Genomic DNA, 26,656 nt, shown 5'->3' with positions numbered 1-26,656 from the left:
CAAGTATCAAGTAGTTGGTAGATGGTAGTTGGTAGTTGGTAGCTAGAAAGTGGTGTTAGGATTTTTTTTAAAATTTAAAACACGCAACACTCAACACTCAAAACTCAACACTCAGTTCGCGTTAGGGATTGCAGTGGCATCCTTTTTATAGCTTCACTAGATTATGTTACAAGCTTCCACACCCGTCGAGGAGCTGAGGGGACGAAATCTGTGTATAATAAGCTATAAAAAGATACAACGGAAAGCCCGACCTGAAAGGGAACGCCCAAACTGTTTATAAACTATTGTTTTAATACAATGGATTGACATATTAATTCATTCTAATTTACGATATTTGTAACTGCTTTTTAATAAGCACTTCACATTTAAAAATACGATTATGTCAGACGATAAGAAAGTGATTTTCTCAATGTCGGGTTTAAGTAAAACCTACCAAAGCACGGGAAAACAAGTTTTAAAAAATATACATTTAAGTTTCTTCTATGGAGCGAAAATTGGAATACTAGGATTGAATGGTTCTGGTAAATCTTCTTTGCTTAAAATTATTGCAGGAGTTGAAAAAAATTATCAGGGTGATATTAATTTTTTACCTGGATACTCTGTTGGATTTTTAGAACAGGAACCTATTTTGGATGACGAGAAAACGGTTTTAGATATTGTTAAGGAAGGTGTTGCAGAGACGGTAGCAGTTTTAGATGAATACAATAAAATTAACGATCAGTTTGGGTTGGAAGAAGTGTATTCTGATGCTGATAAGATGGAACAATTGATGAACCGTCAAGCAGAATTACAGGATCAAATTGATGCTTCGGATGCTTGGGAATTGGATACCAAATTGGAAATAGCGATGGATGCCTTGCGTACACCGGAACCTGATACAAAAATTGGAGTATTGTCAGGTGGTGAGCGTAGAAGAGTTGCTTTGTGTAGATTGCTTTTACAACAGCCAGATATATTGTTATTGGATGAGCCTACCAATCACTTGGATGCGGAATCTGTACATTGGTTAGAGCATCATTTGGCACAATATAAAGGGACGGTGATTGCGGTTACGCATGATAGATATTTCTTAGATAATATTGCTGGATGGATTTTAGAATTGGACAGAGGTGAAGGAATTCCATGGAAAGGAAATTATTCTTCATGGTTGGATCAGAAATCTCAGCGTATGGCACAGGAAGATAAAACAGCTTCTAAGAGACAAAAAACTTTGGAGCGTGAATTGGAATGGGTTCGTCAGGGAGCTAAGGGAAGACAATCAAAATCGAAGGCACGTTTGGCGAGTTATGATAAGTTGATGAACCAAGACCAAAAAGTACAAGAAGAAAAATTAGAGATTTATATTCCGAATGGTCCTAGGTTAGGATCTAATGTGATTGATGCAAATGCTGTATCTAAGGCATTTGGAGATAAATTGTTATATGACAATTTAGAATTTAATTTACCTCCGAATGGAATTGTTGGAATTATTGGGCCGAATGGTGCTGGTAAGACGACGATTTTTAGAATGATTATGGGCGAGGAAAAACCTGATAGTGGTGAATTTACGGTGGGTGACACAGCTAAGATTGCTTACGTAGATCAATCGCATTCTGATATTGACCCTGAGCGTTCTATTTGGGCAAATTTTGCTGATGAGCAGGACTTGATTATGATGGGCGGAAAAATGGTAAATTCTAGAGCTTATTTAAGTCGTTTTAATTTTAGTGGATCTGAACAGAATAAAAAAGTAAGTACTTTGTCAGGTGGTGAACGTAACCGTTTGCATTTGGCAATGACTTTAAAAGAAGAAGGAAATGTATTGTTGTTGGATGAGCCTACAAATGATTTGGATGTAAATACTTTAAGAGCTTTGGAAGAAGGTCTAGAGAACTTTGCAGGTTGTGCAGTAGTTATTTCGCATGATAGATGGTTTTTAGATAGAATTTGTACACATATACTTGCTTTTGAAGGAGACTCTTCTGTCTATTTCTTTGAAGGAAGTTTTTCTGAATATGAAGAAAATAAAAAGAAACGTTTGGGTGGTGACCTAATGCCGAAACGTATTAAATACAAAAAGTTGATTCGTTAATGGAATGAATTTTTATAAAAAAAAGCGATACAAATTTGTATCGCTTTTTTTATTTACTGTATAATTTCTTTCGAATTCTAGATAATTGAATAGGGGTAATTCCTAGGTGAGAAGCAATATGGTATTGATTTATTTGATTGTCGATATTTGGAATTCTTTTTTGCAATTTTAAATAGCGTTCGGTTGCATTTAAGGTAAGCAATTCGTCATTCATTTTTTGTAAATGTGCATAATGCAATTCAACGGTTTTGGTATACCAAGCAGCTATTTCGTTGTTATTTTTATTTACTTCTAATAAGTCTTTGTAATTTATTTCAAGGACATCACAATCTGTTAGGCATTGCAATCCAATTTTAGAAGCTTGTTTTTTTATCAAAGCTTCTGTAGGAGCTAATATATTGTTTGGACTAATTAATGAGCGGATATATTCTACGCCTTTGTCAGAAATACTATAAGATCTTGCGATACCGGTTTTTATAAAATAAAGCACTTCAGGAACATCTCCTATTTTACTTAAGACGGTTCCTGCTTTGCAGAACTTAGGTTTACATAATTCCATATAATCCTGAAAAGATTTTTCAGATATGGGGGAAATAGCACTCATGAATTGATGTAGGGGATCCATTTATCATTTATTTTTTGTGATTACTACTCGATAAATATACGATAACATTTGTTAATAAATAGGATTCGTATATTTGTTTTTAGTAATATTTTGGAAGTACTTATAATGAAGAAATTATTTCTTGAAAAGTAGTTTTTTTCTAATTCTACTTAATTGAATTGCGGTAATGCCTAAATTGGAAGCTATTTGATATAAAGAAATTTCTTTATCGATATTTGGTAAGCGCTCTTTTAGCTTTAGATACCTTTCTGTAGCATCAAGTGTTACCATTTCTATATCTCTTTGTTCAAGTCGAAGAAAAATAGTTTCTAATAATTTTATGTAAAGAAGATTTATATCTTCTCTAGTTTCCACAAGCTCTATAAATTTTCTAAAATTAATTTTCACAATTCTAGAATTGGTTAAGGTTTCATAAGCTACTCTAGAATTTGTGTTTTTAACCAATGCAGCTAAGGCGCCAAAAAACATATTTTCAGTAAATAAGGCTTTGTTGTATTCTGTGTTATTACTGGTGTTGATGTATCCTCTTGCATTTCCCGAAATCATAAAATAAAAGGAATGAGGATATTCACCTATTTTGTTGAGTTTGGTTTTCTTAGGGACGTCAATAACAGTAGAAATTTGGCTAAGTTCAAGCCATGATTCTTGCGAAATAGGAGATATTAAGTTTACTGTTTTTACAAATTCTTCCACTGTATTCGTTTTATTTTTTAATTACAAATCTTGTAATTTGCAAAGATACCTGAGAACAGACAACTTTGTAAGTTTTAAAGTGTTAATTTTATTGTAAAGAATCGTTTAAACGAGCTGTTTTTTTAAGTAAATACTTGCGCTTGGTCCTTCCATAAATAAGAGGTCTAAAACACTTAGGTTATTCAAAAAGCCAAATTTGTTGTCGAACATTTGAATGTAGTTTTTGAAGCGCTTTTCTTCTTTTTGTTTCGCATTGACCAGGAACCTAAAATCATGAGTTAAAGCTGTCGAAATATATGTTGAAGTTTTGGTATATGAATTTTCTTCTTGTAAACTTTCCATGAGGAACTCATGTATGTCCAAATTCAAATCGAGTAAATATTTGTGTTTTTTTTGAAATATTTTAAGAATGTCATCTTCATAGAATTCATAAAAAGGAGAAGACCTGTAGGCGGCTTGAAAGGAGCGCATATGGTTCAATTGCCAGTCTGCGGTGTCGTAATCAATGGCAACGTCTTTGGTCATTAATTTCACTCCTTTTTCGTGTTTTACAGGTACGTTTAATAACTGTTTGCCATTAGGTCCAAAAATATAACATCGATTTCTATAGGTTTGTTTTTGAAAATTGTCTTCTACTTCAAACTCATAGGTATCGGCTTTTAAAATGGCCACGTACTGTGCAATGGGTGAGAAGTAGCTTGGGTGAACTAATGTCATCGATGTAAAGTTAACTCCAGTTATTGTTTTGCTTTTCTTTTACTGTATTGAGAATAGCCAATGTAAAGAGCTAATAAAACTAGGAAGTAATAAAAATAAGAGGTGGTTTTACCTTCGCCGTGAACAACGGTGAACAATCTTTCCCATCTAATTTTGTCCAAGCCTTTTCCATAGGTATCCCAACTAAACCATACAAAAACTGGTTTTCCTACTACGTGGTCAAAAGGTACATATCCCCAGTATCTTGAATCTTCAGAGTTGTGACGGTTATCACCCATCATCCAGTAATAGTTTTGTTTGAAAGTATAAGTTGTAGCTACTTTATTGTTGATGTAGATCGTGCCATTTTTTACACCCAAAGAATTGTGCTCGTAATCGGTAATTATTTTTTTGTATAGTGGCAATACCTCAGTATTTAAAGCAACTGTTTTACCTTCTTCTGGAATATAAATAGGACCATAATTGTCGCGGTTCCAATTTTTATTAATAGAAGGGTATACGGCTTCAGGACTTCCTTTAGGTTTTATATTGCGAACAACACTTTTAACCATAGGATTATTTTTTATTGCTTCAGCATTTTCTTCATCTAAATTAAGAATGTATTTTCCTTGACTGATCCCTGCTTCACCTCTTCGAACATGATAACGGTTGTAGAGGCTGTTTTCACTTAAGTTTTTCCCATCAGTGTCAACTGTATAGTAAAATTGTGGTTTGGCTCTTTCTGGCATTTCAGAATGCTTACCATCAATATAAATAAATCCGTCTCTAATTTCTAAGGAATCACCGGCAATGGCGACACAGCGTTTTACATAATTCGATTTTTTATCGATAGGTTTTATATATTTTCGTTTCGATTTATAGAAAAATCGTTGTACTGTATCTGCTGGCCAGTTGAAAACAACAATATCATTTCTTTTTATTTTTTGAAAACCAGGTATTCTTAAATAGGGTAATTGCAATTTGTTCAGCCATGAAGATTCTTTTTGTGCAGGATCGTCATTGTATAAATAAGACTTGGTATGAATTAAAGGCAATGTATCATGTACCATTGGGGCTGCAACTACTGTGGAAGGGATTTTTGCTCCGTAATGAAATTTACTTACAAAAAGGAAATCACCAACCAATAAAGATTTTTCTAAAGAAGAAGTCGGAATGGTATACGGTTGCATCACGTAGGTATGTACCAATGTAGCGGCAACAATGGCGAAAATAATAGAGCTTACCCATTCTCCTACTTCAGATTTTGGTTTTAGACTTCTATTTTCTACATAGGTCACGTCCAATGCATAATTGATGTAATACAAATAAAAACCTAAGGTCAAAATGGTCAACCACGTATCAGTAGTTGAATTTTTTCCGAAGCTACGCGCTGTTTCTACCCAAATTACCGGAAAAATTAATAAATTAATTACGGGGATAAAAAGTAGAATGACCCACCAAGAAGGCCTGTTGATAATTTTGGTAAGAACGATGGCATTGTATACAGGAACCAAGGCTTCCCAAGGTTTTCTTCCTGCTTTTTTATATAATTTCCAAGTTCCTAAAAAATGTATTCCTTGTACAACAAGGATAAACAAAAGCCATTCTGTAAGTGTCATAAAATATTTTTTTCAAAGATGCTTAAATGCGTATTATAAACCCGTTAGGGACTTGTTAAATTCCCAATACATCTTTCATGGTGAAAACTCCTTTTTTACCGATAATCCATTCCGCAGCAACCACTGCCCCTAAAGCAAAACCTTGACGGTTGTGTGCCGTATGTTTGATATCGATTTGGTCTACTGAAGAATTGTACGTGATGGTATGTGTACCAGGAACTTCAGGACTTCTAATAGCCGTAATAGGAATGCTATTTTCCTGTGTTGCTTTGTCCAATTCCCATTGGTTGTTTTTTGTATGTTCAATAACACTTTCAGCCAATGTTATTGCCGTACCACTAGGTTCGTCTAGTTTTTGTTTGTGATGAATTTCTTCAATATTTACATCATATTGATCCAAATTAGCCATCATTTTTGCCAAGTGATTGTTTAATTCAAAGAAAATATTTACACCCAAACTATAATTGGAAGCATAAATAAATGCTCCTTCTTTGGTAGCACATAAATCTTTCATTTCTTGAAAACTGTCTAACCAACCTGTAGTTCCTGAAATAATAGGAACATTGTTGTTTAAACAATTGGTAATATTATCGACAGCTGAGCTTGGAATGCTGAAATCAATTGCAACATCGGCAATAGAAATATCATATGCAGGAGCATCTTTGTCTATTTTCAAAACAATTTCATGACCACGACTAAGTGCAATCTTTTCAATTGTTTGTCCCATTTTTCCGTATCCTAATAATGCTATTTTCATCTTAAAATTTAATATTTAATGTAAGCCCTAAAATTGTTTCTTTAGAAACTGGCTCTTGGTATAATTGTGGATCGAATGAAATTTTATCATTCACGTTAAATTGTAATAAATGTGCACTTACACTGGCTTCTAAAATTTGAAGCGCATACAAACCAGCAAAGGTAAGTAGGGAAGTGTCTCTATTTTGTTTTAAAATTTTTTGAGCACTGATCAGTCCTTCTCTTGATATAAGTTCGGTTCCAGAATCTGTTGTAAATTCATCTTGCAAGCCTGCTTCTCTTAATTTAAAGGCAGTACGATATCTCTTATAAGATCTTGCATTGGTAGAATAGTAATAAATAGGAATGGCAAGTGCACCGTAAACAACCGGAACTTTCCAATAATCTTTATTGTACAACTGTCCCATTCCAGGAATAATAGCAGAATAAAAAGCCGCTCTGGCCGGAGTAAGTGGGTTGTAGCCATCCTTTATAAAAACTTGTTCGCTAGTCAGATTAGGAATCTGTTGCGCTATGGTTTTAAAAGTTAGACTAAAACTAAAAAACAATAAAAGGTATGTGATTTTTTTAGACACTTATTCTAGTAATTTTTTTATTCTATTAAAATCTTCTTCAGAATGAAAGGGAATAGAAATTTTACCTTTTCCTTTTTCATTGACAGATACATTTATTTTATGTCCAAAAAACTCACTAATTACAGCAACACCATCATTTACAAAATTGGGTGTTTTGCTGTTTTTAGTTTTGTTGGAACTCGGTTTTGGGTTTTTTAAATTTTTCACCAATTCTTCGGTCTGACGAACTGATAACTTGTCTTTTAAAATTTGCTGATAAATCTGAATCTGCTCACTTAAATCACTGATATTTATCAAGGCTCTACCATGCCCCATAGAAATAAAACCATCTCTCATTCCTGTTTGAATGATGGGGTCTAATTTTAACAAACGTAAATAATTGGTTACCGTTGAGCGTTTTTTTCCAACACGAATACTCAATTCTTCTTGGGTTAATTTTATTTCATCAATCAATCTTTGGTAAGAAAGAGAAACTTCAATAGGGTCTAAGTTTTTACGTTGAATATTTTCAACCAAAGCCATTTCCAACATTTCTTGGTCGTTGGCCAAGCGTACATAAGCAGGAACGGTTTTATTTCCTATTAATTTAGAGGCTCTAAAACGACGTTCACCAGAAACCAATTGAAAATTATTTCCAGCTATTTTACGAACGGTTATGGGTTGAATAACGCCTAATTCTTTAATAGAATTCGCTAATTCAGTCAATGCTTCTTCATCAAAATAAGTTCTAGGTTGAAATGGATTCACTTCAATAGCACTCAATTCTAATTCAATAATACTTCCAACAATGGCATCTGCATTTTTATCTGTTGCTGCATTGTCAGTTTCTTTTAATAGCGCAGATAATCCACGTCCTAAAGCTTGTTTTTTAGTTGCCTTTGCCATCTATGCGTTCTTTTTTAATACTTCGTTAGCAAGGTTGATGTAATTTACAGCCCCTCTACTCGTAGCGTCATAAGCAATAATACTTTCACCATAACTTGGTGCTTCACCTAAACGTGTGTTTCTTTGAATAATGGTATCAAAAACCATTTCATTAAAATGCTTTTTCACTTCTTCAACTACCTGATTAGACAGACGTAATCTAGAATCGAACATCGTTAATAAAAGTCCTTCAATATCTAAATTTGCGTTGTGTATTTTTTGAACACTTTTAATAGTGTTTAATAATTTACCCAAACCTTCTAATGCAAAATATTCACATTGAATAGGAATAATTACGGAATCAGCTGCCGTTAAGGCATTTAACGTAATCAATCCTAAAGAAGGTGCACAATCAATTAAAATATAATCATAATCATCTTTTATAGAAGCTAATGATTTTTTTAACATGTATTCTCGGTCTTCCTTATCTACCAATTCAATTTCAATGGCCACAAGGTCAATATGAGCAGGAATAATATCTACATTTGGAGAATCCGTTGTTGTTATGGCCTCTTTAGCAGATACGGCATGCTCCAAAATTTGGTAGGTTCCATATTCAATATTTTCTACATCAACACCTAAGCCCGAAGAAGCATTTGCTTGAGGGTCAGCATCAATCAACAATACTTTTTTTTCTAGCACTCCTAAAGCGGCAGCCAAATTAACGGAAGTCGTGGTTTTTCCCACGCCACCTTTTTGGTTTGCAATTGCTATAATTTTACCCATTTAAGAAATTTTTTTAAAGACCAAAAATACGATTATTTATGGGTTTATAAAAAGTAAGATGTTAACAAACTTGTAATTATTTGAAAGCTTGATTTATAAGCTGAAACTTAGCACTGTTGCAAGGTTTTTTTTCTAACTTTTGACAGGAATTCTTGCCAAAATTTCCAATAAATATTTCCAAAATTTTTGCGTGGAAGCAATGTTAACCTTTTCATCAGGTGAATGAGCTCCTTTTATGGTTGGTCCAAATGAAATCATTTCCATATTGGGGTAATGTGTCCCTAAGATACCGCATTCTAAACCAGCATGGCAGGCCATTACTCGTGGTGTTTCTGAAAATAGATTTTTATAGGTTTCTTCAAGAATGCCTAATATTTCTGTATTTAAATTGGGTTCCCAACCGGGATAGTCACCTGCGTAATTGACGGTAAATCCGGCCAATTCAAAAGAACATCTAATGGCATTGGCGACATCCATTTTTCCTGATTCTGAAAAAGAACGTGTCAAACAAGCTATTTTAGCACTTCCATTTCCGACACTAACTCTTGCTAAATTATTAGAGGTTTCAACCAATTCTGGAATGGTTGCATTCATGGTAAATACACCGTTATGACAGGTATACAAACTTTGAATTAGATTTTTTTGAAATCGAATGTCTAAAACTTTTTTAGGAGTCGAAGTTTCTATTAATTGTAGTTGAAGTTCTTTTTCTAAGAAAGAAAATTCTTTTTTGATAAGCTTTGTTAGCGCATTAAATTCAAAGGAAAAAGCTTCTGTGAATTTATTTTTTACAACAACAATGGCTTTAGATTCTCTTGGGATTGCATTTCGCAAACCGCCTCCTTGTAAGGAAGAAATAGACAATTCAAAATTATCATAAGCCATAAATAAAAGGCGATTCATAATTTTGTTGGCATTTCCTAACCCTTTGTGAATATCCATTCCTGAGTGTCCGCCTTGCAAACCGTTTACAATAATTTCATAGGCGGTTGTTTCTTCAGGGCAGTCGTATTCTTCATAGCTCTGCGTAGCTGTAACATCTATTCCACCTGCACATCCAATAGAAATTTCATCGTCGTCTTCCGTGTCTAAATTTAGTAAGATATCTCCGTTTAAATAGCCAGGTTGTAAACCCATAGCGCCTGTCATTCCTGTTTCTTCATCTATGGTAAATAAAGCTTCAATAGGAGGGTGAGGAATATCCGTAGCTGATAAAATACTCATAATGGCAGCCACACCAATACCATTGTCAGCGCCAAGGGTTGTATCCATTGCATGAATCCAACCATCTTTTATTTCCATTTGAATTCCTTGCGTATCAAAGTCGAAATTAGAGCTGTTGTTTTTTTGATGCACCATGTCTAAATGAGATTGTAAAACCACGGTTTTGCGGTTTTCCATTCCAGGGGTGGCTTTTTTCTTGATGATGACATTTTGAATGTCATCAACGACCGTTTCTAGTCCTAAATTCTTTCCGAAAGCCACCATATGTGCAATGATTCTTTCTTCTTTTTTAGAAGCTCTAGGAATAGCGTTGATATCGGAAAAATGATTCCACAACGATTTTGGTTCTGTATTTCTAATTTCTTTATTCATGGAATGCTATTATAGTTCTATGACAGATTCTGAGATAGGTTTTCTTACTTTTTTCTGCCCAGACATTGGGTCGTCGCTGGCTCTAATTCCTACGGGTAATAATAAAACAGATTGTAAATTTAATTCGTTTAAATTCAAAATTTCGTCTAATTTTTCAGGGATAAAACCTTCCATCGGACAGCTATCAATTTTTAAGGCAGCACAAACGGTAAGTAGGTTACCTAAGGCTAAATAGGCTTGAAATTTTGAAGCTTGTTGTATGTCTTCAACAGGTTTGTTTGAAAAAATAGAAACCACATTTTTTTTAAAAGGATCGATAACCACATCTGGTGTATTTCTAATTTTTTTCACCAATTCAAAATAAGCTTCGACATCTTTTACCGTATAGTCTTTTTGAATGCAAATGACCAATAAATGCGAAGCATCTACCACCTGTCGTTGCCCATAAGATATGGGTACCAAATTTTCACGAAGTTCTTTATTTTCAATGACCAACATTTTTATCGGTTGCAATCCATAAGAAGTGGCCGTTAAGTTAAAAGCCTCTTTTAGCGTGTCTAGTTGTTCTTTAGAAATTTTTTCTGTACTGTCGAATTTTTTTGTGGCATATCGCCACAAAAGATCGTTTAAAATGTTCATTGAAATATCTTTTAATTCCTGCAAAAGTACACTTTATTTGTCACAATCCTTGTTCGTAACAAAGGCCTTTAAAGGAGGTTTGTATTAGATTTCGTATCTTAATAAGAAAATTGCAGTTATGAGAGATTACACCTTGCCACTTGAATCAGGAGGTACTTTTGTACCGATAAAAGAAGAGTTTTTACATTATGTTTGGAAGTATAAATTATTTGATTTTCAAAACTTAATTGGGTGCAACGGCGAAAAAATAAAGCCAATTCAATTGGGAATGCATAATGAAGATTCAGGTCCTGATTTTTTGAATGCTCGTTTGGAAATAAATGGATTGATCTGGGCGGGTACAGTTGAAATGCATTTAAAATCTTCTGATTGGTATGCGCATCATCATGAAGTGGATGACAATTATAATGCCGTTATATTGCATGTGGTTTGGGAGTATGATGTACCTGTTTTAAGAAGCAATGGTGATGAAATTGTAACCTTGGTTTTAAAATCATTTGTTCATGAAAATTCCTTAAAAAATTATTTGGCCTTGCTGTACAAAAAGGAACAATGGATTTTATGTGAAAAGGATGTACAACATATTTCCAGTTTGTTTTTAAACAGTTGGTTAACGCGTTTGTATTTTGAGCGTTTGGAAACTAAATCGAAGCAAATTTTAGATTTGTTACAAGCATCTGCAAATGATTGGGAAGCCGTATTGTTTGTTTTAATGGCGAAGTGTTTTGGTATGAAATTAAACGGACAAGCATTTTTAAACCTTGCTCGATCATTTGAATTTAAAGTATTTAGAAAACAACAAACACTAACAAACGGACTGGAAGTATTGTTATTCGGTCAAGCAGGGTTTTTAAATTCTGAAATGGAAGATGTTTATGGGAAAGAATTAAAAAAAGAATTCGATTTTATAAAACATAAATACAAATTAGTACCTATTTTTTATGGACAGTTTTCGTTTTTCAGACTAAGACCCGCTAATTTCCCAACCATTAGAATTTCGCAATTGGCACAGATATATCAGCAGCATCAAAATTTATTTTCTAAAATACAGTCACTAAATGCAATTACAGATTATTATGAATTGTTTGATTTAAAAACAAGTAGCTATTGGGAAACCCATTATACTTTTGGGAAAATTTCTTCAAAAAAGAGTAAAAAAATATCCAAAGCTTTTGTGGATTTGTTATTGATAAATACCATAATACCGGTAATGTATACGTATCAAAAAATAAAAGGAAGTCACGAATTTGAGAAACTTGAAAAATTAGTGCAACTGATAAAGCCTGAGAAAAATACCATTATATCAAATTTCAACAAACTAGAAATCGTGGCTAAAAATGCGATGGATTCTCAAGCATTAATTCAATTAAAGAATGAGTATTGCAAGCCTAAAAAATGTTTACACTGTGCAATAGGATTGCAATTGTTGAAAAAATGAGATTTAAATAAACTATTTATTCATCTTCTAAATTCCAAGTTCTAACCCATTTGTATCTTGTAGATCGATCTATTTTTGATTCATTAAACCCATCAGCTTCTGCATCATTTGGCCAGTTAAAATCATAGGTTTCAATAGCCATAATTATAGCCATTGGCGTGTTAAAAGGAATACTTGGCACAATACTATGGCTATAAATTCCATCTATATAAAAATGCAATTTGGTTGGGTCTTCCCAATGAAATCCATAGACGTGAAAATCTTCCGATGGAGAGAATGTACCTCCTTTGTCAGAAGGAGTTCCTCTATTTACTGCTTTGGAAGTACAGGCTGACGTTCTTTCACGAGCTGTGGCATTCATTCCTTGTAAAAAATCTTCTCTTGCATTTGCATACCAAGTAGGGACTTCTTCTCCAGGTTCTGTAGGTTTAAACTTACCCGAACTTCTTCCAATACTTTCTGTAACATCTAATTCTGTTTTTGGAAGTATGGTACAATCTGATGATGGAGCTTGTATCCAAAATGTACCAGACATAATAGTTGTGGTGGTTTTCATTTTGGCTTCAATAAACATTCCTGGTTTTACGAATGCATTGGATCTGATAATGGCCCCCGTATGTGTCCAATCTTTATTGCTCAGGTTTATAGGTTCCACTTCTTTTTTCGCTTCCATGCGTAATTCACCATCAACAACACTCATATTTTCGACTTGAAATAGTCCAGGAAATCTTCCTAGCCAATTAAATCTTCCAGGTACCACAGAGCGTGTATCCCAATTACTACTAATAGAAGTGCCCTCAAATTCATCAGATAAATCTTCCATTTTAACCCACTTTTTTCCTGTAGGAGTGGGGTTGTTTCCTATTAAATAAGGCATGTTTAAAGAAGGAGTCTCTCTTGTAATAATCACATCAAAACTACATACAGAAATATTTCCCGCAGCATCTTTTGCTTGGAATGTATTCGTTGTGGTTCCTACAAGGAATATCTTTCCTGGAGAAATACCTTTAATTTGTGTAACGGTGGCACTAATATTATCCGTTGCTATCGGTTTTGGAAAGTTCACAATAATGCCTGTTTCAGTAGCGCTTATAGAGACAGTAATATTTGATAGGCATTGAATGACTGGGACTTCAGTATCTATTTCCGATACAATTCCTGTTTTATCGTCATCAGTATTACACGATATTGTAAATAGCAAAAGCATTACGTGTAAAATTCTTAAAGTTTTTTTTGTTTTCATAATTCTATTTTTTTTATTCACCTAGATGTTTTACATAAGTATAATACACACCGTATTTTTCCTTTCCCTCAATAAAATCGTTTACCAAAAATGTTTTCCCTTTGTTTAAAAACACTTTAAAAGTAACCGCTTCATCTTTAGCCAATATATCTTTTTCATACATCTGATTGGCAATACTTATTCTCACTTTAGCAGGTGCTATCGTTTTGTAATGATATACGTTTTTTGGATTTTTTTCTGGAATTCCAAGAATGGGACCAGGACATTCTTTTGGCCATCTTCTACATGATATTAAATATTCTCCAGCACGTTCTACACTTATTGCATGTGTGTTGTTGCTGTTTTTTATGCCTTCTGCGACTTGCTCAGGTTTCCAAATTCCACCATCTTCTCCAATTGCATGCTGAATGGTTAGGGTAATTTCCTTCTGTGCTTTGTTTCCAATTACATGAACTGGCAATTCACGATACTCTGGATTGCTTTTTGTTTGTTTTAAAAACTCTTTGTTATGTTGTAACAGCTCTTTGATCAATTCAGGATGCTGTTGAGCTAGATTGTTTTTTTGTTTAGGATCTTTTTCAATATCGTATAATTTGTTACCATTCAACAATCTCCAATTTCCTTTCATGATACAAGTTTTTGCAACATCAGCAGGTGGGCGCCAGTCTTGATTGTGATGAATAAAAGCTGTTCTTTCTGCAATTTTTCCTTTTTTCTTCTTTAATAAGGGAGAAAAATCTTGACCATCTAAATTCATGTTTTCAGGCAGCGTCAAATGACACAAACTAGCTAAAGTGGGGATCAAATCTACATGAGCTGCCAAGTTTCCGATATCTTTTCCTCCTTGTATTTTTCCATTAGGCCAACGAATAAAAAAAGGAACACGATGACCTCCCTCTAGTTTGTCACCTTTGATTCCTTCATATCCTTTGTTATAACCAAGCTTTCCGTCTTTGCTATAACCATAACGACTTCCGTTATCGCTCATGAATATTAGGATGGTATTGTTCAATAAATCTTCATTTTTTAAATAGGAATAAAACTTGCCGAAATTCTCATCAATATTAGCAATCATTCCATATAAGTTGGCGCTAATAATATTTTTACCCTCAAATTTTTTATAAGGTTCGGCATATTTTTCGGCAACAATTAATGGGTCATGAGGCGCATTGGTTGGTAGGTATACAAAAAATGGTTTTTCCTTGTTTTTATTGATGAATTTCGTTGTTTCTTCAAACCAAACATCAGTGCAGTAACCTTCAAATTGTTTGGGTTCATTGTTGACATAATACACATCATCAAAATAACTATTTCCCCAATAGTCGGATAGCTCGCCGACACCACCTGCTAAGTGATGTATGGCAGTGTCAAAACCGCAATCTGTTGGTCGAGTAGGGTAGTTGTCTCCTAAATGCCATTTCCCAAACATTCCTGTTGTATAACCGTTCTTTTTAAAAATATCAGCCATTGTTATCGAACTTTGTGATAAAGCATCTCTTCCTTTAAACGTAGCCCAAGCTCCATTATTAATAGGATATCTACCTGTCATAATTGCTGCTCTAGTCGGAGTACATAAGGGAGTAACATGAAAATCCGTCATTCGAACAGATTCCTTATAAAATGCGTCAATATTTGGCGTTTTTAACCATGGGTTTCCCATACAACCCAAATCTCCAATTCCCAAATCATCTGTTAATATAAGAATGACATTGGGTGGCTTATTTTTTTTAGATTTTGCAGAAATAGTTAGTGTGCAAACTATTGAGAAGACTAAGGTTTTAAAGAAGTTGGATGGATTCATAAATTGAAAAAATGAGCTGAAAAATTAGTTGTTCATTAGTATGTTGTTCAGTTTTGTCATAAACTTAGAATCCTTTTCAAAAGGATCCTTTTGTTCTTTTAAATAAACCTTCATGCTTTTGGCTAATTTCAAAGTAATGTCTTTATAAGAAGGTTCTCCAAAATGGTTGATCAACTCATCAGGATCAATTTTAGTGTCGATTAGCCAAGGGGCTGATTTGGAAACATCAATGGCTAGTTTGTAGCGATCGTTAATAACGGCTAGCCATCTTTTATGAATTCTACTAAAAGTAACATCGTTCCAAGTTTTTAATTCTGGTTTATGAATTAATGGCGTCAAATCTCTACCTGCACTTTTTGGTTGATTTTTTACACCTGCCATACTTAAAAAAGTAGGCATCCAATCCGTAGTATTGACTGGTTTTTTGACAATGGTTCCAGGAGTAATTGTAGGACTGTGGTATACAATAAAAGGAATAAGTGCAGAGCCTTCAAAAGGAGCGCCTTTGTTGATTTGATTGTGTTCTCCTAACAAATCTCCATGGTCTGAAGAAAAGAGAATGATGGTGTTGTCAAGTATTTTTTGTTCTTTTAAAGATGTAATAAGCTTTCCAATATTATCATCAATACATTTAACAGAACCGAAATAGGTAGCAATCATTTTTTGCATTTTTTTTGGATCATTTACCTGTTTGTCTTTTTTTCTCCAATAAGGAGAGTGTTCGTTTCTGCCCTCTGTAAAAGTTCTTGGCATGTCAAATTTCACATCTTTATATAGGGTGTCATAAGGAGCTCTTACAGCATCTGGCCCATGCGGTTCAGGTAAACTTACCACACAGTAAAAAGGATCTTTCTTGTTTTTTTCTATAAAATTCAAGGCTCTGTCCATTAACCAATCTGTAGAATATGTTTTTTCATTTGCTCCATTCATATTGTAAGAAAGTTCTCCTTTTTTATCTTTAGAATCTATAAAAGGTGTGCCATCTTCTTTCATTCCAAATTTCTTCCAATGCCCTCTGTTAAACATGTATCGGTTGTCGTTAAATCCATAACTATCTGGCGCCCATCCTGGTTTTGCATCTCCACTCAAATGCCACTTTCCTATATAACCTGTTTTATAGCCTTGTTGGTTTAAAATAGCTGCCGTAGTAGGATAGTTTTTATTCATTATTTTGTTGTTGACCGACATGTTTACCGTGTGTGGATATTGTCCTGTAAACATACTCGCTCTAGATGGAGAGCAAACAGGTGAAGCTGCATACATACTTGTAAATAAAGCTCCGTTATTGGCTAGCCAGTCTAAATTCGGGGTTTCTACGACTTTGTCTCCCCATTGCTTGGCTTGTGTGTCATCCATTAAATCGCGGTAGCAGCCTAAGGTTCTAAAATTATGTTCGTCGGTAATGATCCAAATAATATTTGGTTTTTGCACTTTTTGAGCAAAAGAACTAAGACTTGTAAAAGCAAAAAGGAGTAGGATATTCGTATGTATGATTTTTCTCATGAGGGCTATTTTTTTATTCGTAGGTTTTAGAAGTCAAGTACTAGAAATCTTAATTAATTGACTTTTATTTGTAGCTGTTTTTTGTTTTTCTTGACAGCCTCTAATTCAAATAGGTGTTTTGTAGCAGCATCTTCACCAATAGAAATACTATAAACTCCTGGGTACATAACTGTAGGTTGGTACTTATTTCCATTTATTCTAATAGAAGAAATAACCTCTTTGGTAAATTGATTTTTTACGGTAACTACTTGGTTTTCTTTAGTCAACTTTAATAGCGGTAATTCGTATGCGTTTTTAATTAAAAAATTAGCTGATTGATGAAAGGTTACAGGCCATCCGTTATAAGGTTTGGCGTCAGGAGCAAACATATCTACATTTCTTGCCCAGCACTCGTAAGTAGTATTTCTAGTTGTTTTGTTAAAACGAATAATTCCGTAACCGGAAGCTCTACCGTTTAAAAGATTTTCTTTTTCCGTATTGTCTTTATGTTCTGGATTTGCAATGGCTAAGACCGTCATTTTATTATGAAAAGCATCTAAATACTCTCCTGTATAATCTGGCATTCCTTTTACATGATTTTTCCCAGGAGCATCGGGTTTAAACCAACGCATCCAAAAATTAGAAGCCGCAGGCACAGCAAAAGAATATCCTGCATTGTTCCAATCTTCTATTCCATGGTGTAGCACAGAACCTAAGTGTTGATCTCCTGCAATCATACAAGAAAAACTTTTGCGAATAACAGATAAGGCTTTGTTTCTTCCTGCTTGTGGCCATCCGTTAGAATCTACGCTGTACTTTTGTTTTTTGTCTAGCGTTGGCGAATGGGTAGTTACATTTGCAAAAATGGTTTGAGATAAAACAGCTTTCATTTCAGCATCTTTCCAATCGGTAGTCCAAGCTTCTAAAAAATCTAATTGTCTTTCTCCTAACAAAGTAGCTTCTTCAACATCCATTTCACGTGTGTCATGAAATCTAGATTTTCCTAAAACTCTTTTGGGCCCCGATTTAAATTTACGATCTTCTAAAATAGCAAAACTCATTCCTCCCCATTTGTAATCGGTATAATAAACTCCAATTCCTTGCATTACAGGTGTAGGATCATACGGATCTGGTAAATGACTGGTTTGCGCTCTTTCTACTTCTTTGATATAATTTACAGGCATGTAATAACCTCCAAAATTTCCATCTCTTGTTTTGGCTTTTCTACCTCCATCACCCCATAAATTACCCTGACCCATATCATGATCGTCTGGAATGACAATGGTGGGTGTATTTCTAATAATGTCTCCAAAGACTTCTCCAAACTTTAACCAATAACCATAATGGTCGCTATGATCATAAGATTGATCTCCTGCAAAAAACAATACATCAGGTTGTAGTTTTTTTAAATTATTAAGGATATCGTCCGCAGGACCTTGTCCTCCATGTTTTTCATAAATCGACCAGCATGAAAATGCAGCCATTATAATTTCCTCTTTTTCTTTTGGATTTTTTCTAATGATCCCTTCATAAAAAAAAGAGTTTTTATAGGCTACTCGATATTCTTTTTCTTGCGTGTCATCCCAATTTTCTATTCTAAAAAGAGCAGTATATCCTGGGTATTCAATTCTAGCTTCCTGAACAGTTTCCCATTTTCCATTGTTTTTAATTTGCAATTCTGCTGTATACGGATCGTAATTTTTTACAGGATAAAACTGAGCCGTTAATTTTAAAGTTTGTTCATGCACAGTGTACAAGGCAAAACAAATTTTGTTTTTTTCGAGTTTTTTAGAAATTTCTACAGGACTTTGAGCAGTTGCATGGTTAATAGGAATTAAAAATGCAATGCATAGAAATAGGCAATTCAGTTTTGATTTTTTTAGATACAATAACATAGGATCGTAGTTTTATTTTAAAGTAGCTATACTACTCGTTTTTCTTTAAGAAGGCATCAAAATGTTCTGTACAAAAACTAGACTCGGGTAGTCCGACTGTGTTAAAAGGAGAACCTTCTATATAACTTTTGCCAGCCATATCGAACATTTTTAGGATTTTGAATTTCATCATTCCAAACTTGTACAACAGTTCCTTTGTTGATGATTTTAGCTTTTGCAATTCGATACATCCCGTCCTCTCCTGCAATTTCAAAATCTGTTAAGGTTTTACCCATGCTCGCAATTTTTGTTTGTGCATTTGCTGAAAGCATGAGTAAAAGAAAGCACGCACTTCTAATTATATTTTTCATTTTATCTCAATGTCAATGGCGTTACTTTTCCATAACCGTTTTTAGGAGCATCATGTTCGGTCTCGTGTAAGTTGTATTTTGGTGTAATTTGCAGCAATTCATCACGTTGTTTTCTGTGAGCAGCTGATACAGTATTCCAGTCTTTGATTTTTGGAAAACTAATTAAGTTTGAAGGAGTTTTACTCACATCATACCAAAAATTATTTCCATCTTTCATTACTAAATTTCCTCGTACAATTTGAGTTTCCTTGTGGTACGCATAAATCCATTCTCTATGCTTTTCTTTTTTTGTTGTTAAAAAAGGAAGTAAGCTTTCTCCATTAATTTCATAAGAATCTGGAATTTTAACTCCAGCAATATCTGCAATGGTTGGTAATACATCAGAGATGTTTACTAGTACGTCTTGCGCTCCTTTTTTGGTCATTTTTAAAACAGGTGCATAAATAAGCATTGGAACATGTGTTCCTTTTTGAGAAACAGGGCTAGATTTTCCATAACCACTTGTTCCGTTATCTGCACAAAAAATAAAAATAGTATTGTCTTCTATTCCTAATTCTTTTAGTTTTTCCATGTACAAAGAAACCTGATAATCTAAATAATTTACGTGGTTGTGAATTCCATCTTCTGTAATGGTTCCATGTGTATTGTACACACCATTGTCACCCGTAATATTAGGTTCTGTACGTGTGTATTTTTTACCATCCCAATGAATTTTAGGAGTTCCTGGCCATTTGTTTCCGGATTCAGGGTAAAAAAAATCAAAGGCATCGTGTCCTAAATGACTGGTATGGTAAATAAAAAAAGGTTTGTCTTCTTTTTCTTTTCTTTCCATGTAGTCAAAAACATATTTTAATTCTACATCAGGCCCAAATGTATTTAGTCCAAATTCTTTTTCAGAAGCTTTTGTATTTGGCCACCATTCTAAACTTTCTTTAGCATTAGGATTGTTCATCAGTTGTACATGAGGTTTCCAGTACCAACCCGATTGTACATAACTTTTTTGCGTCAATGCTTTATTTGTATCGGCATTGTATATTTTCTTTTTTCCATTTACTTTTCTGGTTTCTAGTCTAAAATCAGTTGTATGAATGGCTTTGTTATAGGAACCTTCACCTGGTGTAAAACAACCTTCATCAAATTCAAAGCCTTCAATATTCATTTGTGTTTTTCCAGCCCAAAATGTCGTATAGCCCCCTTTTTTAGCAATCATAGAAATAGAATGCGGAGAACTACCGTACAAATCCCAAGAACCTTTTCCGTTGGGGGCTTTTCCTTTATCTTTATTATGCCACCATTTGTGTAAATGTGCATACCTACCCGTCATCATCATAGCTCTACTTGGCCCACAAACTGTTGCTGCCCAAGTTGTTTTTACATACATTCCTTTTTGTGCCAATTGATCTAACACTGGAGTTTTAGCTCTGTATCTTACATCTTGTGTATCTCCTCCTTTTAAGTTTCCTCCCTTGGGTAATGTCCATGTATCCGATCCGTAAAAAGGCAATTCACGAGCACTAATATCATCGGCATACAATAAAATTATATTTGGTTTTTTCTGAGCATTAGATGAAAAGCCAAAGATTAAAGAGGCGATGGTAGTTAAAAGAAATGTTTTGTTTAAGTATTTCATTTGATGGAAGTTTAACTTTCTAGTTTGTTTATTTTTTAATCAAAAATTTACGAGAAATCTTTTTGTTCTCGTCAGCTAATATCAAGAAATAGAATCCTTCATTTAACTGTGTGATCTCTATTTTTTGATCTAACAATTTATTAGAACGAACTATTTCTCCTAATGTGTTGATGATGGTATAGTTTACATTATTACTGAAATTAGTTAATCCCGAAATGTTTATTTCATATCCCGTTACAGGGTTTGGGTAAATAGTAATTTCTTGTTTTTCTACAGGTGTTTCTTCAACACTTAAATTAGAAGGGGTAAAAGTTGCTTTGTACCAAGCACTTCCCCAGCCAGCACACCACAATACATTTTCATCAATAGGGTCTGGTTTGATATCTACAATTCTGTCAGAATGTGCTAGACCTTTATTAATTTTAGTCCAAGTGGCTCCAGCATCAATAGATAAATAAGCACCAGGGTTTAAGAATTCATCAACTTGGTTTGGAACTTGAGCCGCTACAGAAATAGTGATGATGTTAGAATTGGCAGGAGATACTTCCGTTTGCCATACATAGGGAGCTTGAAAAATTCGTTCCCAATTAGTACCGTCATCTGTACTTTTCCAAACACCACCTCCTTCTAAAGTACCAGAACGTGATCCGGTAGAAATAAATAAATCTTTGGTATTTCTATCTATAAAAATATTATTTACCGATTTTATCACCGATGGAATGGTCATCTTGGTAAAGTTTACGGCTCCGTCTACAGACTTATACAATCCGCCTGAATCATTAGTTCCCCACTGATTCATAGCCGCAAAAATTACTTGAGGATTGTCTGGATGCATGGCAATTCTATTAATACTAGATCCTACAGGAAAATCATTATTACTAACCGACCAATTGTATCCACCATCCGTAGAGCGATACACACCATATGCTCCTTTGGTTAAATCCACATTTTTTCCACCACCAATTTCTGAAATTGGCTTGTATATAGACGTAAAATATATATTATTTGGATTTACAGGATCTATAATTAAAGAATATTGAGTACCTACAGATTCCCAAGATCCATTATCGGCTTCAAAAATAGTGGCTATGTTTTCCCAAGTTTTTCCTCCATCTGTTGATTTTCTAAATTTCCCTCTGTGTTCTTGTCTCCAAGCTATAAAGTAAATGATATCAGGATTATTAGGGTGAACGGCAACTGTAGAAATAGAATGTGCTCCGTGATTTCCACTATGATCATGCACTTGTCCTTCTATTTGCTCAACCGCTACAGCATCCGCATCAGGCCAATCTCCAATATCAGTAGTTTGCCATAATCCATGTTCACCACTGCACAATAATTTTCTTCCTGGTACTCCTGTTTCTAACAACAAAAACCTTCCTGGTAAATTTGTGTTTCCTCGTCCAATCCATTTATTACTTCCTTCAGATGTTTCATCATCATCAACCTGAGACCAAGAAACTCCTTTGTTGTTAGATCGTAATAATTGTTGTTCTATTCCTGTAAAAACCTGACCGATTGAATTGATCGCTAACATTCTAGTTCCAGCACCTTCGGTTCCTTCATCTTGAGCTACTTGTAAATGCGCAAAATCTATATTCGCTCCAGTTGGATTGTTTTTAGCTTCCCAATACGATTTATTTTCTTCTGCAATCCAATAAGATCCACTTCTAGCACAAGCAAACCATGTAGCACCTCCATCTTCAGATTTCCATACATCTCCTGGTCCAAAACCTTTGTCGTGTTTTTTATTATGTACCAAATACAATTCGTTCTTATCCATAGGATTCACGACCAATCTGTTATAAACGGGTAGTGTCCAAATAGGATAGGTAGTATACGTATTTTTAGAATCTGCTTTTGAAATTCCCAACCAATAAGCTACAGAACGATGATATCTGTCTTGTACAAAATAGTTGTTTATTGTCTGTAAATTCAATCCTAAGTTCCCTGTAATACGCTGCCAAGTTAAACCTGTATCTGTACTTTTATACACGCCACCTGTAGTAGTAATACTTGTTCCGTTAGGCGTGTATTTGGTTTGTTCTACTGTGTATAGAATAAATTCACCTGTTTCTTTATTATAATACGAAGTTAAATCCCTGGGTAAATTATGAGGCAATCCGGTAGCACTTGCCGTCCATGTTTCTCCCGTATCTGTACTTCTAAACATTCCTTGCCCTGTGGCCATAATTAGGACAGATGGATCTGCTGGGTTAAAAATAATTCTACCAACATCTAAATCTGATGAAATTGAAGTGGCTACTTTTTTCCAATTTTTTCCTTTATCTGTCGTTTTCCATACATGGCCATAGTCTGCTCTTCCTATTTTAATTCCGTTTGGCTTTGCTAAACTTCTGTGATTTTCTTTTACGTTCCAAAAGTCACCAGCTCCTAAAAACCAAATATTGTCGTTTGTAGGGTGGACTGCTAATTTAGAATGGGCTTTACCCATTGTTTTTAAATAGCTCCAAGTTCTTCCTCTATCGTGAGTCTCAAAAATTTTCCCGCTCGTACTACTTCCTGTTTGGTTGTTATCAAACAACATTCCATAATCTGGATTTGTTAAGGAGAATTTGATATCAATAACACGTCTTAAATCTACTCCAGTACCATCGTAATCTTTTAAGGTTTGCCAAGTTTTTCCATTGTCCCAAGTTCCAAAAGCAGCATGCATATCTGGTCCACTAAACATCACATTAGGGTCTGTAGGATGACACCAAAACTCTTCGCAATAACCAGAGGTTCCTGGTCCAAAATTTTTCCAAACTACTTTATTGCTTGAAGTTACTCTTTGTGTTCTAATTTTCTCAAAAAACGGAATTTCTGGAAGTTCCATTTGCAATACTGCATAACCTAATTCACTGTCAATTTTCCAAATATTGTTAAAGTCGAAGAAGATATAGTTTGAAGTTTGTGTTAATTGTTCAGAAGTTAAGCTGACTGCCTCTGAGTCAGAAGCACCTGTTGAACTAGCAAAAAAAGCATGGGTTGGTGCGATACCGTTTTTTTGAGCATCTGCTGTATCGTTTTGAATACTCACAATGGCATTTCCTCCAGTCACCGTTCCGTAAAAAACAACTCGATCAATACTATGTGCTCCTCTGGTCACACCTACTATTCCACCGCAACCCCAACTACCTGAAATATTTGTGGAACTGTAACAGTCTTGTACTGTATTAGCAGATCCAGAGAACATAGCACCTACGATTCCACCTGTCCAACCTCCATTGCCAACATTGATGGTTCCGCCCAAAGAAAAACATTGTTTGATAGTACCGCCAGCTTCTAAAATTCCAGCAAAAGCTCCTACACGACTGTAGCCATTGATATCTATAGAAACATTGCTTATTCCCAAATTATAAATATGGCCTCGAACTTTTCCAAACATTCCTGTTCCATTTAGTAATTCAGTAGGAGGTGTAATGGAAAGATTGCTAATGGTATAAAAACCTCCATTAAAATTACCCGAAAAACTTTGCGTACTATTTCCAATAGGAGTAAAGCTTAATCCATTCATATCAATGTTATTGGTCAACTTAAAATGTTTTGTCCAATCGGATGGAGTTTGTGATAAGTTGATTAATTGGTTAGCGGAACTAATGCTGTATGGATTGGATTCACTACCATTTCCTGCTGTATATTGAGCAAAAGATTGCAACTGAAAGCATACAAAAGAAAAGAATAAGATTTTGTTTAAGAAGTTCATAGTTTGAGCTGTTTGGTTGGTCCAAATTGTTTTTTAAATGTAAAGAACAAGTTTAGTGCAAATAGAAAGTTCTTAAAGTTAGATATGGTTTAAACTAGGCAAGTAATGTTTTTAATTCCTTATTAATTTTTTAAGGCAAAGTTGCCGTGAAGAAATCTGGAAACTATGAGTATCCAGATTTGCTTCCATTAAAAAGAATTCGGTCTAGTTTAAATCTAGTTTATGGTTGTGTGCACCAGGAGCAAAATTACTTCGATAAACGGTTGTTCCATCAGCTTTCTTTCCCCAGTTAACTTCAACTCTTCCATCACCAATTACTACATTTATTAATTTTTCTTTTAAAATTTTAGCAATTTTTTCATACTTTTTGTTAAAAGCTAAGTTGTTTATTTCATGTGGGTCTGAAGATGTTTGATAAAGGCAAGGGTCTAAATCTGGATAACTAGCTGTTCTTGCCCATTCCATATTTTCTCCGCGTTTTTTTGAAGGTCTTGATTGAATTGAAAACATAAAATCTTTTGTTCTAATAAAAGCTCTAGGTCCGGTTACTGCATGGTTCTCACCCACAACATAATCACGGCCAACAATAGCTCCTGAAGCAATTTTAGCCATATCAAATCCATCTAAATAATCAAATTTTTTAGTTTGTAAAGGAGCTCCAGCAGCAGCTAAAATAGTAGGAGCGATATCTACAAATTCAGCATATTCTCGTACTACTTTTCCGGCAGGGAATGCTTTTTTATCAGAGGAAACAACCACAATTGGGTTATGGCTATCAACTTCCCAAGGTGTAAATTTTGAGACAGAGCCGTGCTCGTTTAGTTTCCAACCATGGTCACCACAAACATAAACAATCATCCAAGCTTGTTTTTTTTCTTCGCTGTAAGCTATAAAATCGTCAGTTGCCTGGCCCACTAAATCGTCGCCATAGGCACAAAAAGCATAATAATCTTGTATCATGGCAAGTTTTTCAGCATCTGTAAAATGATCAGAATAACTAACGGTTACTTGCTTTTTAAACTGTTTCGCCATGGAATTTAATTCCGTTTTTGTCAAGGTTGGAATTTTGTATTGCTTCTTTTGAAAACGCGCTCTATAGTCAGCTGGTGGCAATACTGGTGTATGTGGGAAATCAAATCCTATATGGCAGAATAAAGGTTTCGAAGTATCTACTCCATCAAAAGTTCTAGACCCTGCTTTGAATCTTTTGTTTTCATTTTTTAAGAAGTCCTCAAAAATAGAAGTATAGTAACCATCTCTAGTTTTTCCGGCAGGTTGCGGACTGACACCGGCTAAAATTCCTCCAGAATAAATTGTTTTGGGTTTCTTTTTATTGTAGTGTCTTAGTAAGTCGTATTTTTCCATGACCAATTTTGCCGTCCCTTTGTGAGCGTTCGGATTCTCCTTTTCTAACTTTTCAGAGATGTATTCGAATTTACCATTTGGAGTTACATAGAATTCTAAATTTTTTATAGGTGACTCTAGCTTTTTTCCATCCATTTCATAAAACCAATCTTTACCCCAATCCGTCAATCCATCACGTCTTAATTGTTTAAAATCGATATCTGTTTGATAAATTTTAGGGCTGGTCATTTTACCGTTCACCTTTGTTCTAATACGAACACCTAGTTTTCCAATATGTAAGGTTTGGTAACCTAATGAGGCCATTTGCTCAGGTAAAGTAGGTTCACAATGTTCTGCAAAATTATTATGGTATTCAAATTCGTAAATCCCTGTGCGGAAAGGGTAACGGCCATAATGCATAGAAGCTCTAGAAGGAGCACAACCTGATGCTTGGCAATAGGTGTTGATAAACGTAGTTCCCATTTTTGTCAGGCGATCTACTTGTGGAGATTCCACATAACCTAGTTCACTCATTTCTCTGCCGTGCAACATTTTGTTAAAGGCACGTATGGCATCGTATCTTTGATCATCGGTAAGTATCCAAAGCACGTTTGGTTTCGAATTATTTAGACTGGCAGATTTTTGCTTTTGAGAAAAAGCCTGTTTTCCAATTACTAAAAGAAGGAAAAAGCTACAAATAAGTGTTCTTTTAAAGTTCATACGACATAAGGTTTAATGATCTATACAAAGATTGCTTATTTCGCGTATTAAAATATTTTCATATGATTCTAATAAGAGAAGATATGATTTGTAACAAGTTTTTTAGCTGAGTAAAAACCTTATG

The 26,656-nt window shown here is 34.6% G+C and carries 20 protein-coding genes; 2 read left to right on the top strand and 18 right to left on the bottom strand.

The window, feature by feature from the left end; all coding sequences use genetic code 11:
• Window positions 1-379 precede the first annotated feature (379 nt).
• Entirely contained in the window at window positions 380-2,071 is a 1,692-nt protein-coding gene (ettA, locus tag FGM02_RS13725) for an energy-dependent translational throttle protein EttA (RefSeq protein WP_139959019.1), read from the top strand.
• A gap of 49 nt (window positions 2,072-2,120) precedes the next feature.
• Here the strand turns inward: ettA and FGM02_RS13720 are convergent, their stop codons facing one another.
• The 10 genes from FGM02_RS13720 to FGM02_RS13675 all read right to left on the bottom strand — a co-directional run bounded on the left by FGM02_RS13720 (window position 2,121) and on the right by FGM02_RS13675 (window position 10,920).
• Window positions 2,121-2,696 (bottom strand): Crp/Fnr family transcriptional regulator, encoded by a 576-nt coding sequence (locus FGM02_RS13720; protein ID WP_139959018.1) that lies wholly within the window; start codon window positions 2,694-2,696, stop codon window positions 2,121-2,123.
• A gap of 114 nt (window positions 2,697-2,810) precedes the next feature.
• The gene (locus FGM02_RS13715) at window positions 2,811-3,389 is read right to left on the bottom strand and encodes a Crp/Fnr family transcriptional regulator (RefSeq protein ID WP_139959015.1); all 579 of its coding nucleotides are present in this window, start codon (window positions 3,387-3,389) and stop codon (window positions 2,811-2,813) included.
• A gap of 105 nt (window positions 3,390-3,494) precedes the next feature.
• On the bottom strand, window positions 3,495-4,106 hold the full coding sequence (locus tag FGM02_RS13710; RefSeq protein ID WP_139959013.1) for a WbqC family protein: 612 nt from the start codon (window positions 4,104-4,106) through the stop codon (window positions 3,495-3,497).
• A gap of 20 nt (window positions 4,107-4,126) precedes the next feature.
• On the bottom strand, window positions 4,127-5,704 hold the full coding sequence (gene lepB / locus FGM02_RS13705) for a signal peptidase I (RefSeq protein ID WP_139959011.1): 1,578 nt from the start codon (window positions 5,702-5,704) through the stop codon (window positions 4,127-4,129).
• Between the two features lie 55 nt (window positions 5,705-5,759).
• Window positions 5,760-6,461 carry a 4-hydroxy-tetrahydrodipicolinate reductase gene (gene dapB, locus FGM02_RS13700; protein WP_139959009.1) on the bottom strand — a complete coding sequence of 234 codons (702 nt, stop codon included), beginning with the start codon at window positions 6,459-6,461 and terminating at the stop codon, window positions 5,760-5,762.
• Window position 6,462: 1 nt separating this feature from the next.
• Window positions 6,463-7,035, bottom strand: a complete 573-nt coding sequence (locus tag FGM02_RS13695) for a DUF5683 domain-containing protein (protein ID WP_139959007.1) — start codon at window positions 7,033-7,035, stop codon at window positions 6,463-6,465.
• Complete coding sequence (locus FGM02_RS13690; RefSeq protein ID WP_139959005.1) at window positions 7,036-7,920, bottom strand: ParB/RepB/Spo0J family partition protein; 885 nt, start codon at window positions 7,918-7,920, stop codon at window positions 7,036-7,038. It lies immediately after the preceding gene.
• On the bottom strand, window positions 7,921-8,685 hold the full coding sequence (locus tag FGM02_RS13685; protein ID WP_139959003.1) for a ParA family protein: 765 nt from the start codon (window positions 8,683-8,685) through the stop codon (window positions 7,921-7,923).
• A gap of 132 nt (window positions 8,686-8,817) precedes the next feature.
• On the bottom strand, window positions 8,818-10,281 hold the full coding sequence (locus tag FGM02_RS13680) for an aminoacyl-histidine dipeptidase (RefSeq protein WP_139959001.1): 1,464 nt from the start codon (window positions 10,279-10,281) through the stop codon (window positions 8,818-8,820).
• A gap of 9 nt (window positions 10,282-10,290) precedes the next feature.
• Window positions 10,291-10,920: an NAD(P)H-dependent oxidoreductase gene (locus FGM02_RS13675; RefSeq protein ID WP_139958999.1), complete on the bottom strand. Its 630-nt coding sequence runs from the start codon at window positions 10,918-10,920 to the stop codon at window positions 10,291-10,293.
• Window positions 10,921-11,038: 118 nt separating this feature from the next.
• On the opposite strand from FGM02_RS13675, the gene FGM02_RS13670 reads away from it, so the two are divergent.
• On the top strand, window positions 11,039-12,358 hold the full coding sequence (locus FGM02_RS13670; protein WP_243739413.1) for a DUF2851 family protein: 1,320 nt from the start codon (window positions 11,039-11,041) through the stop codon (window positions 12,356-12,358).
• A gap of 16 nt (window positions 12,359-12,374) precedes the next feature.
• Here FGM02_RS13670 and FGM02_RS13665 read toward each other — a convergent pair whose 3' ends face one another.
• From FGM02_RS13665 to FGM02_RS13635, 8 genes are all read right to left on the bottom strand, one after another.
• Window positions 12,375-13,601 (bottom strand): HYR domain-containing protein, encoded by a 1,227-nt coding sequence (locus FGM02_RS13665; protein WP_139958997.1) that lies wholly within the window; start codon window positions 13,599-13,601, stop codon window positions 12,375-12,377.
• A 13-nt stretch (window positions 13,602-13,614) separates the two neighbouring features.
• A complete protein-coding gene (locus FGM02_RS13660) occupies window positions 13,615-15,402 on the bottom strand; it encodes an arylsulfatase (protein WP_139958995.1) in 1,788 nt (595 codons plus the stop codon).
• A 24-nt stretch (window positions 15,403-15,426) separates the two neighbouring features.
• Window positions 15,427-16,905, bottom strand: coding sequence for a sulfatase-like hydrolase/transferase (locus tag FGM02_RS13655; protein ID WP_139958993.1), 1,479 nt, complete (start codon window positions 16,903-16,905; stop codon window positions 15,427-15,429).
• Window positions 16,906-16,958: 53 nt separating this feature from the next.
• A complete protein-coding gene (locus tag FGM02_RS13650) occupies window positions 16,959-18,779 on the bottom strand; it encodes an alkaline phosphatase D family protein (protein ID WP_139958991.1) in 1,821 nt (606 codons plus the stop codon).
• Between the two features lie 101 nt (window positions 18,780-18,880).
• Entirely contained in the window at window positions 18,881-19,054 is a 174-nt protein-coding gene (locus FGM02_RS18070; protein WP_166461185.1) for a hypothetical protein, read from the bottom strand.
• A gap of 76 nt (window positions 19,055-19,130) precedes the next feature.
• Window positions 19,131-20,759 (bottom strand): sulfatase-like hydrolase/transferase, encoded by a 1,629-nt coding sequence (locus tag FGM02_RS13645; protein ID WP_139958989.1) that lies wholly within the window; start codon window positions 20,757-20,759, stop codon window positions 19,131-19,133.
• A 28-nt stretch (window positions 20,760-20,787) separates the two neighbouring features.
• Entirely contained in the window at window positions 20,788-24,468 is a 3,681-nt protein-coding gene (locus FGM02_RS13640; RefSeq protein WP_139958987.1) for a VPS10 domain-containing protein, read from the bottom strand.
• A 204-nt stretch (window positions 24,469-24,672) separates the two neighbouring features.
• Window positions 24,673-26,532: a sulfatase-like hydrolase/transferase gene (locus FGM02_RS13635; protein WP_139958985.1), complete on the bottom strand. Its 1,860-nt coding sequence runs from the start codon at window positions 26,530-26,532 to the stop codon at window positions 24,673-24,675.
• Between the last annotated feature and the right edge of the window lie 124 nt (window positions 26,533-26,656).

Origin of the sequence: Flavicella sediminum (assembly GCF_006381105.1) — a bacterium.
Taxonomy (GTDB): Bacteria; Bacteroidota; Bacteroidia; order Flavobacteriales; family Flavobacteriaceae; genus Flavicella; species Flavicella sediminum.
The sequence above is the reverse complement of the archived record's forward strand: the minus strand, read 5'-3'. Positions and strand labels throughout refer to the sequence as shown.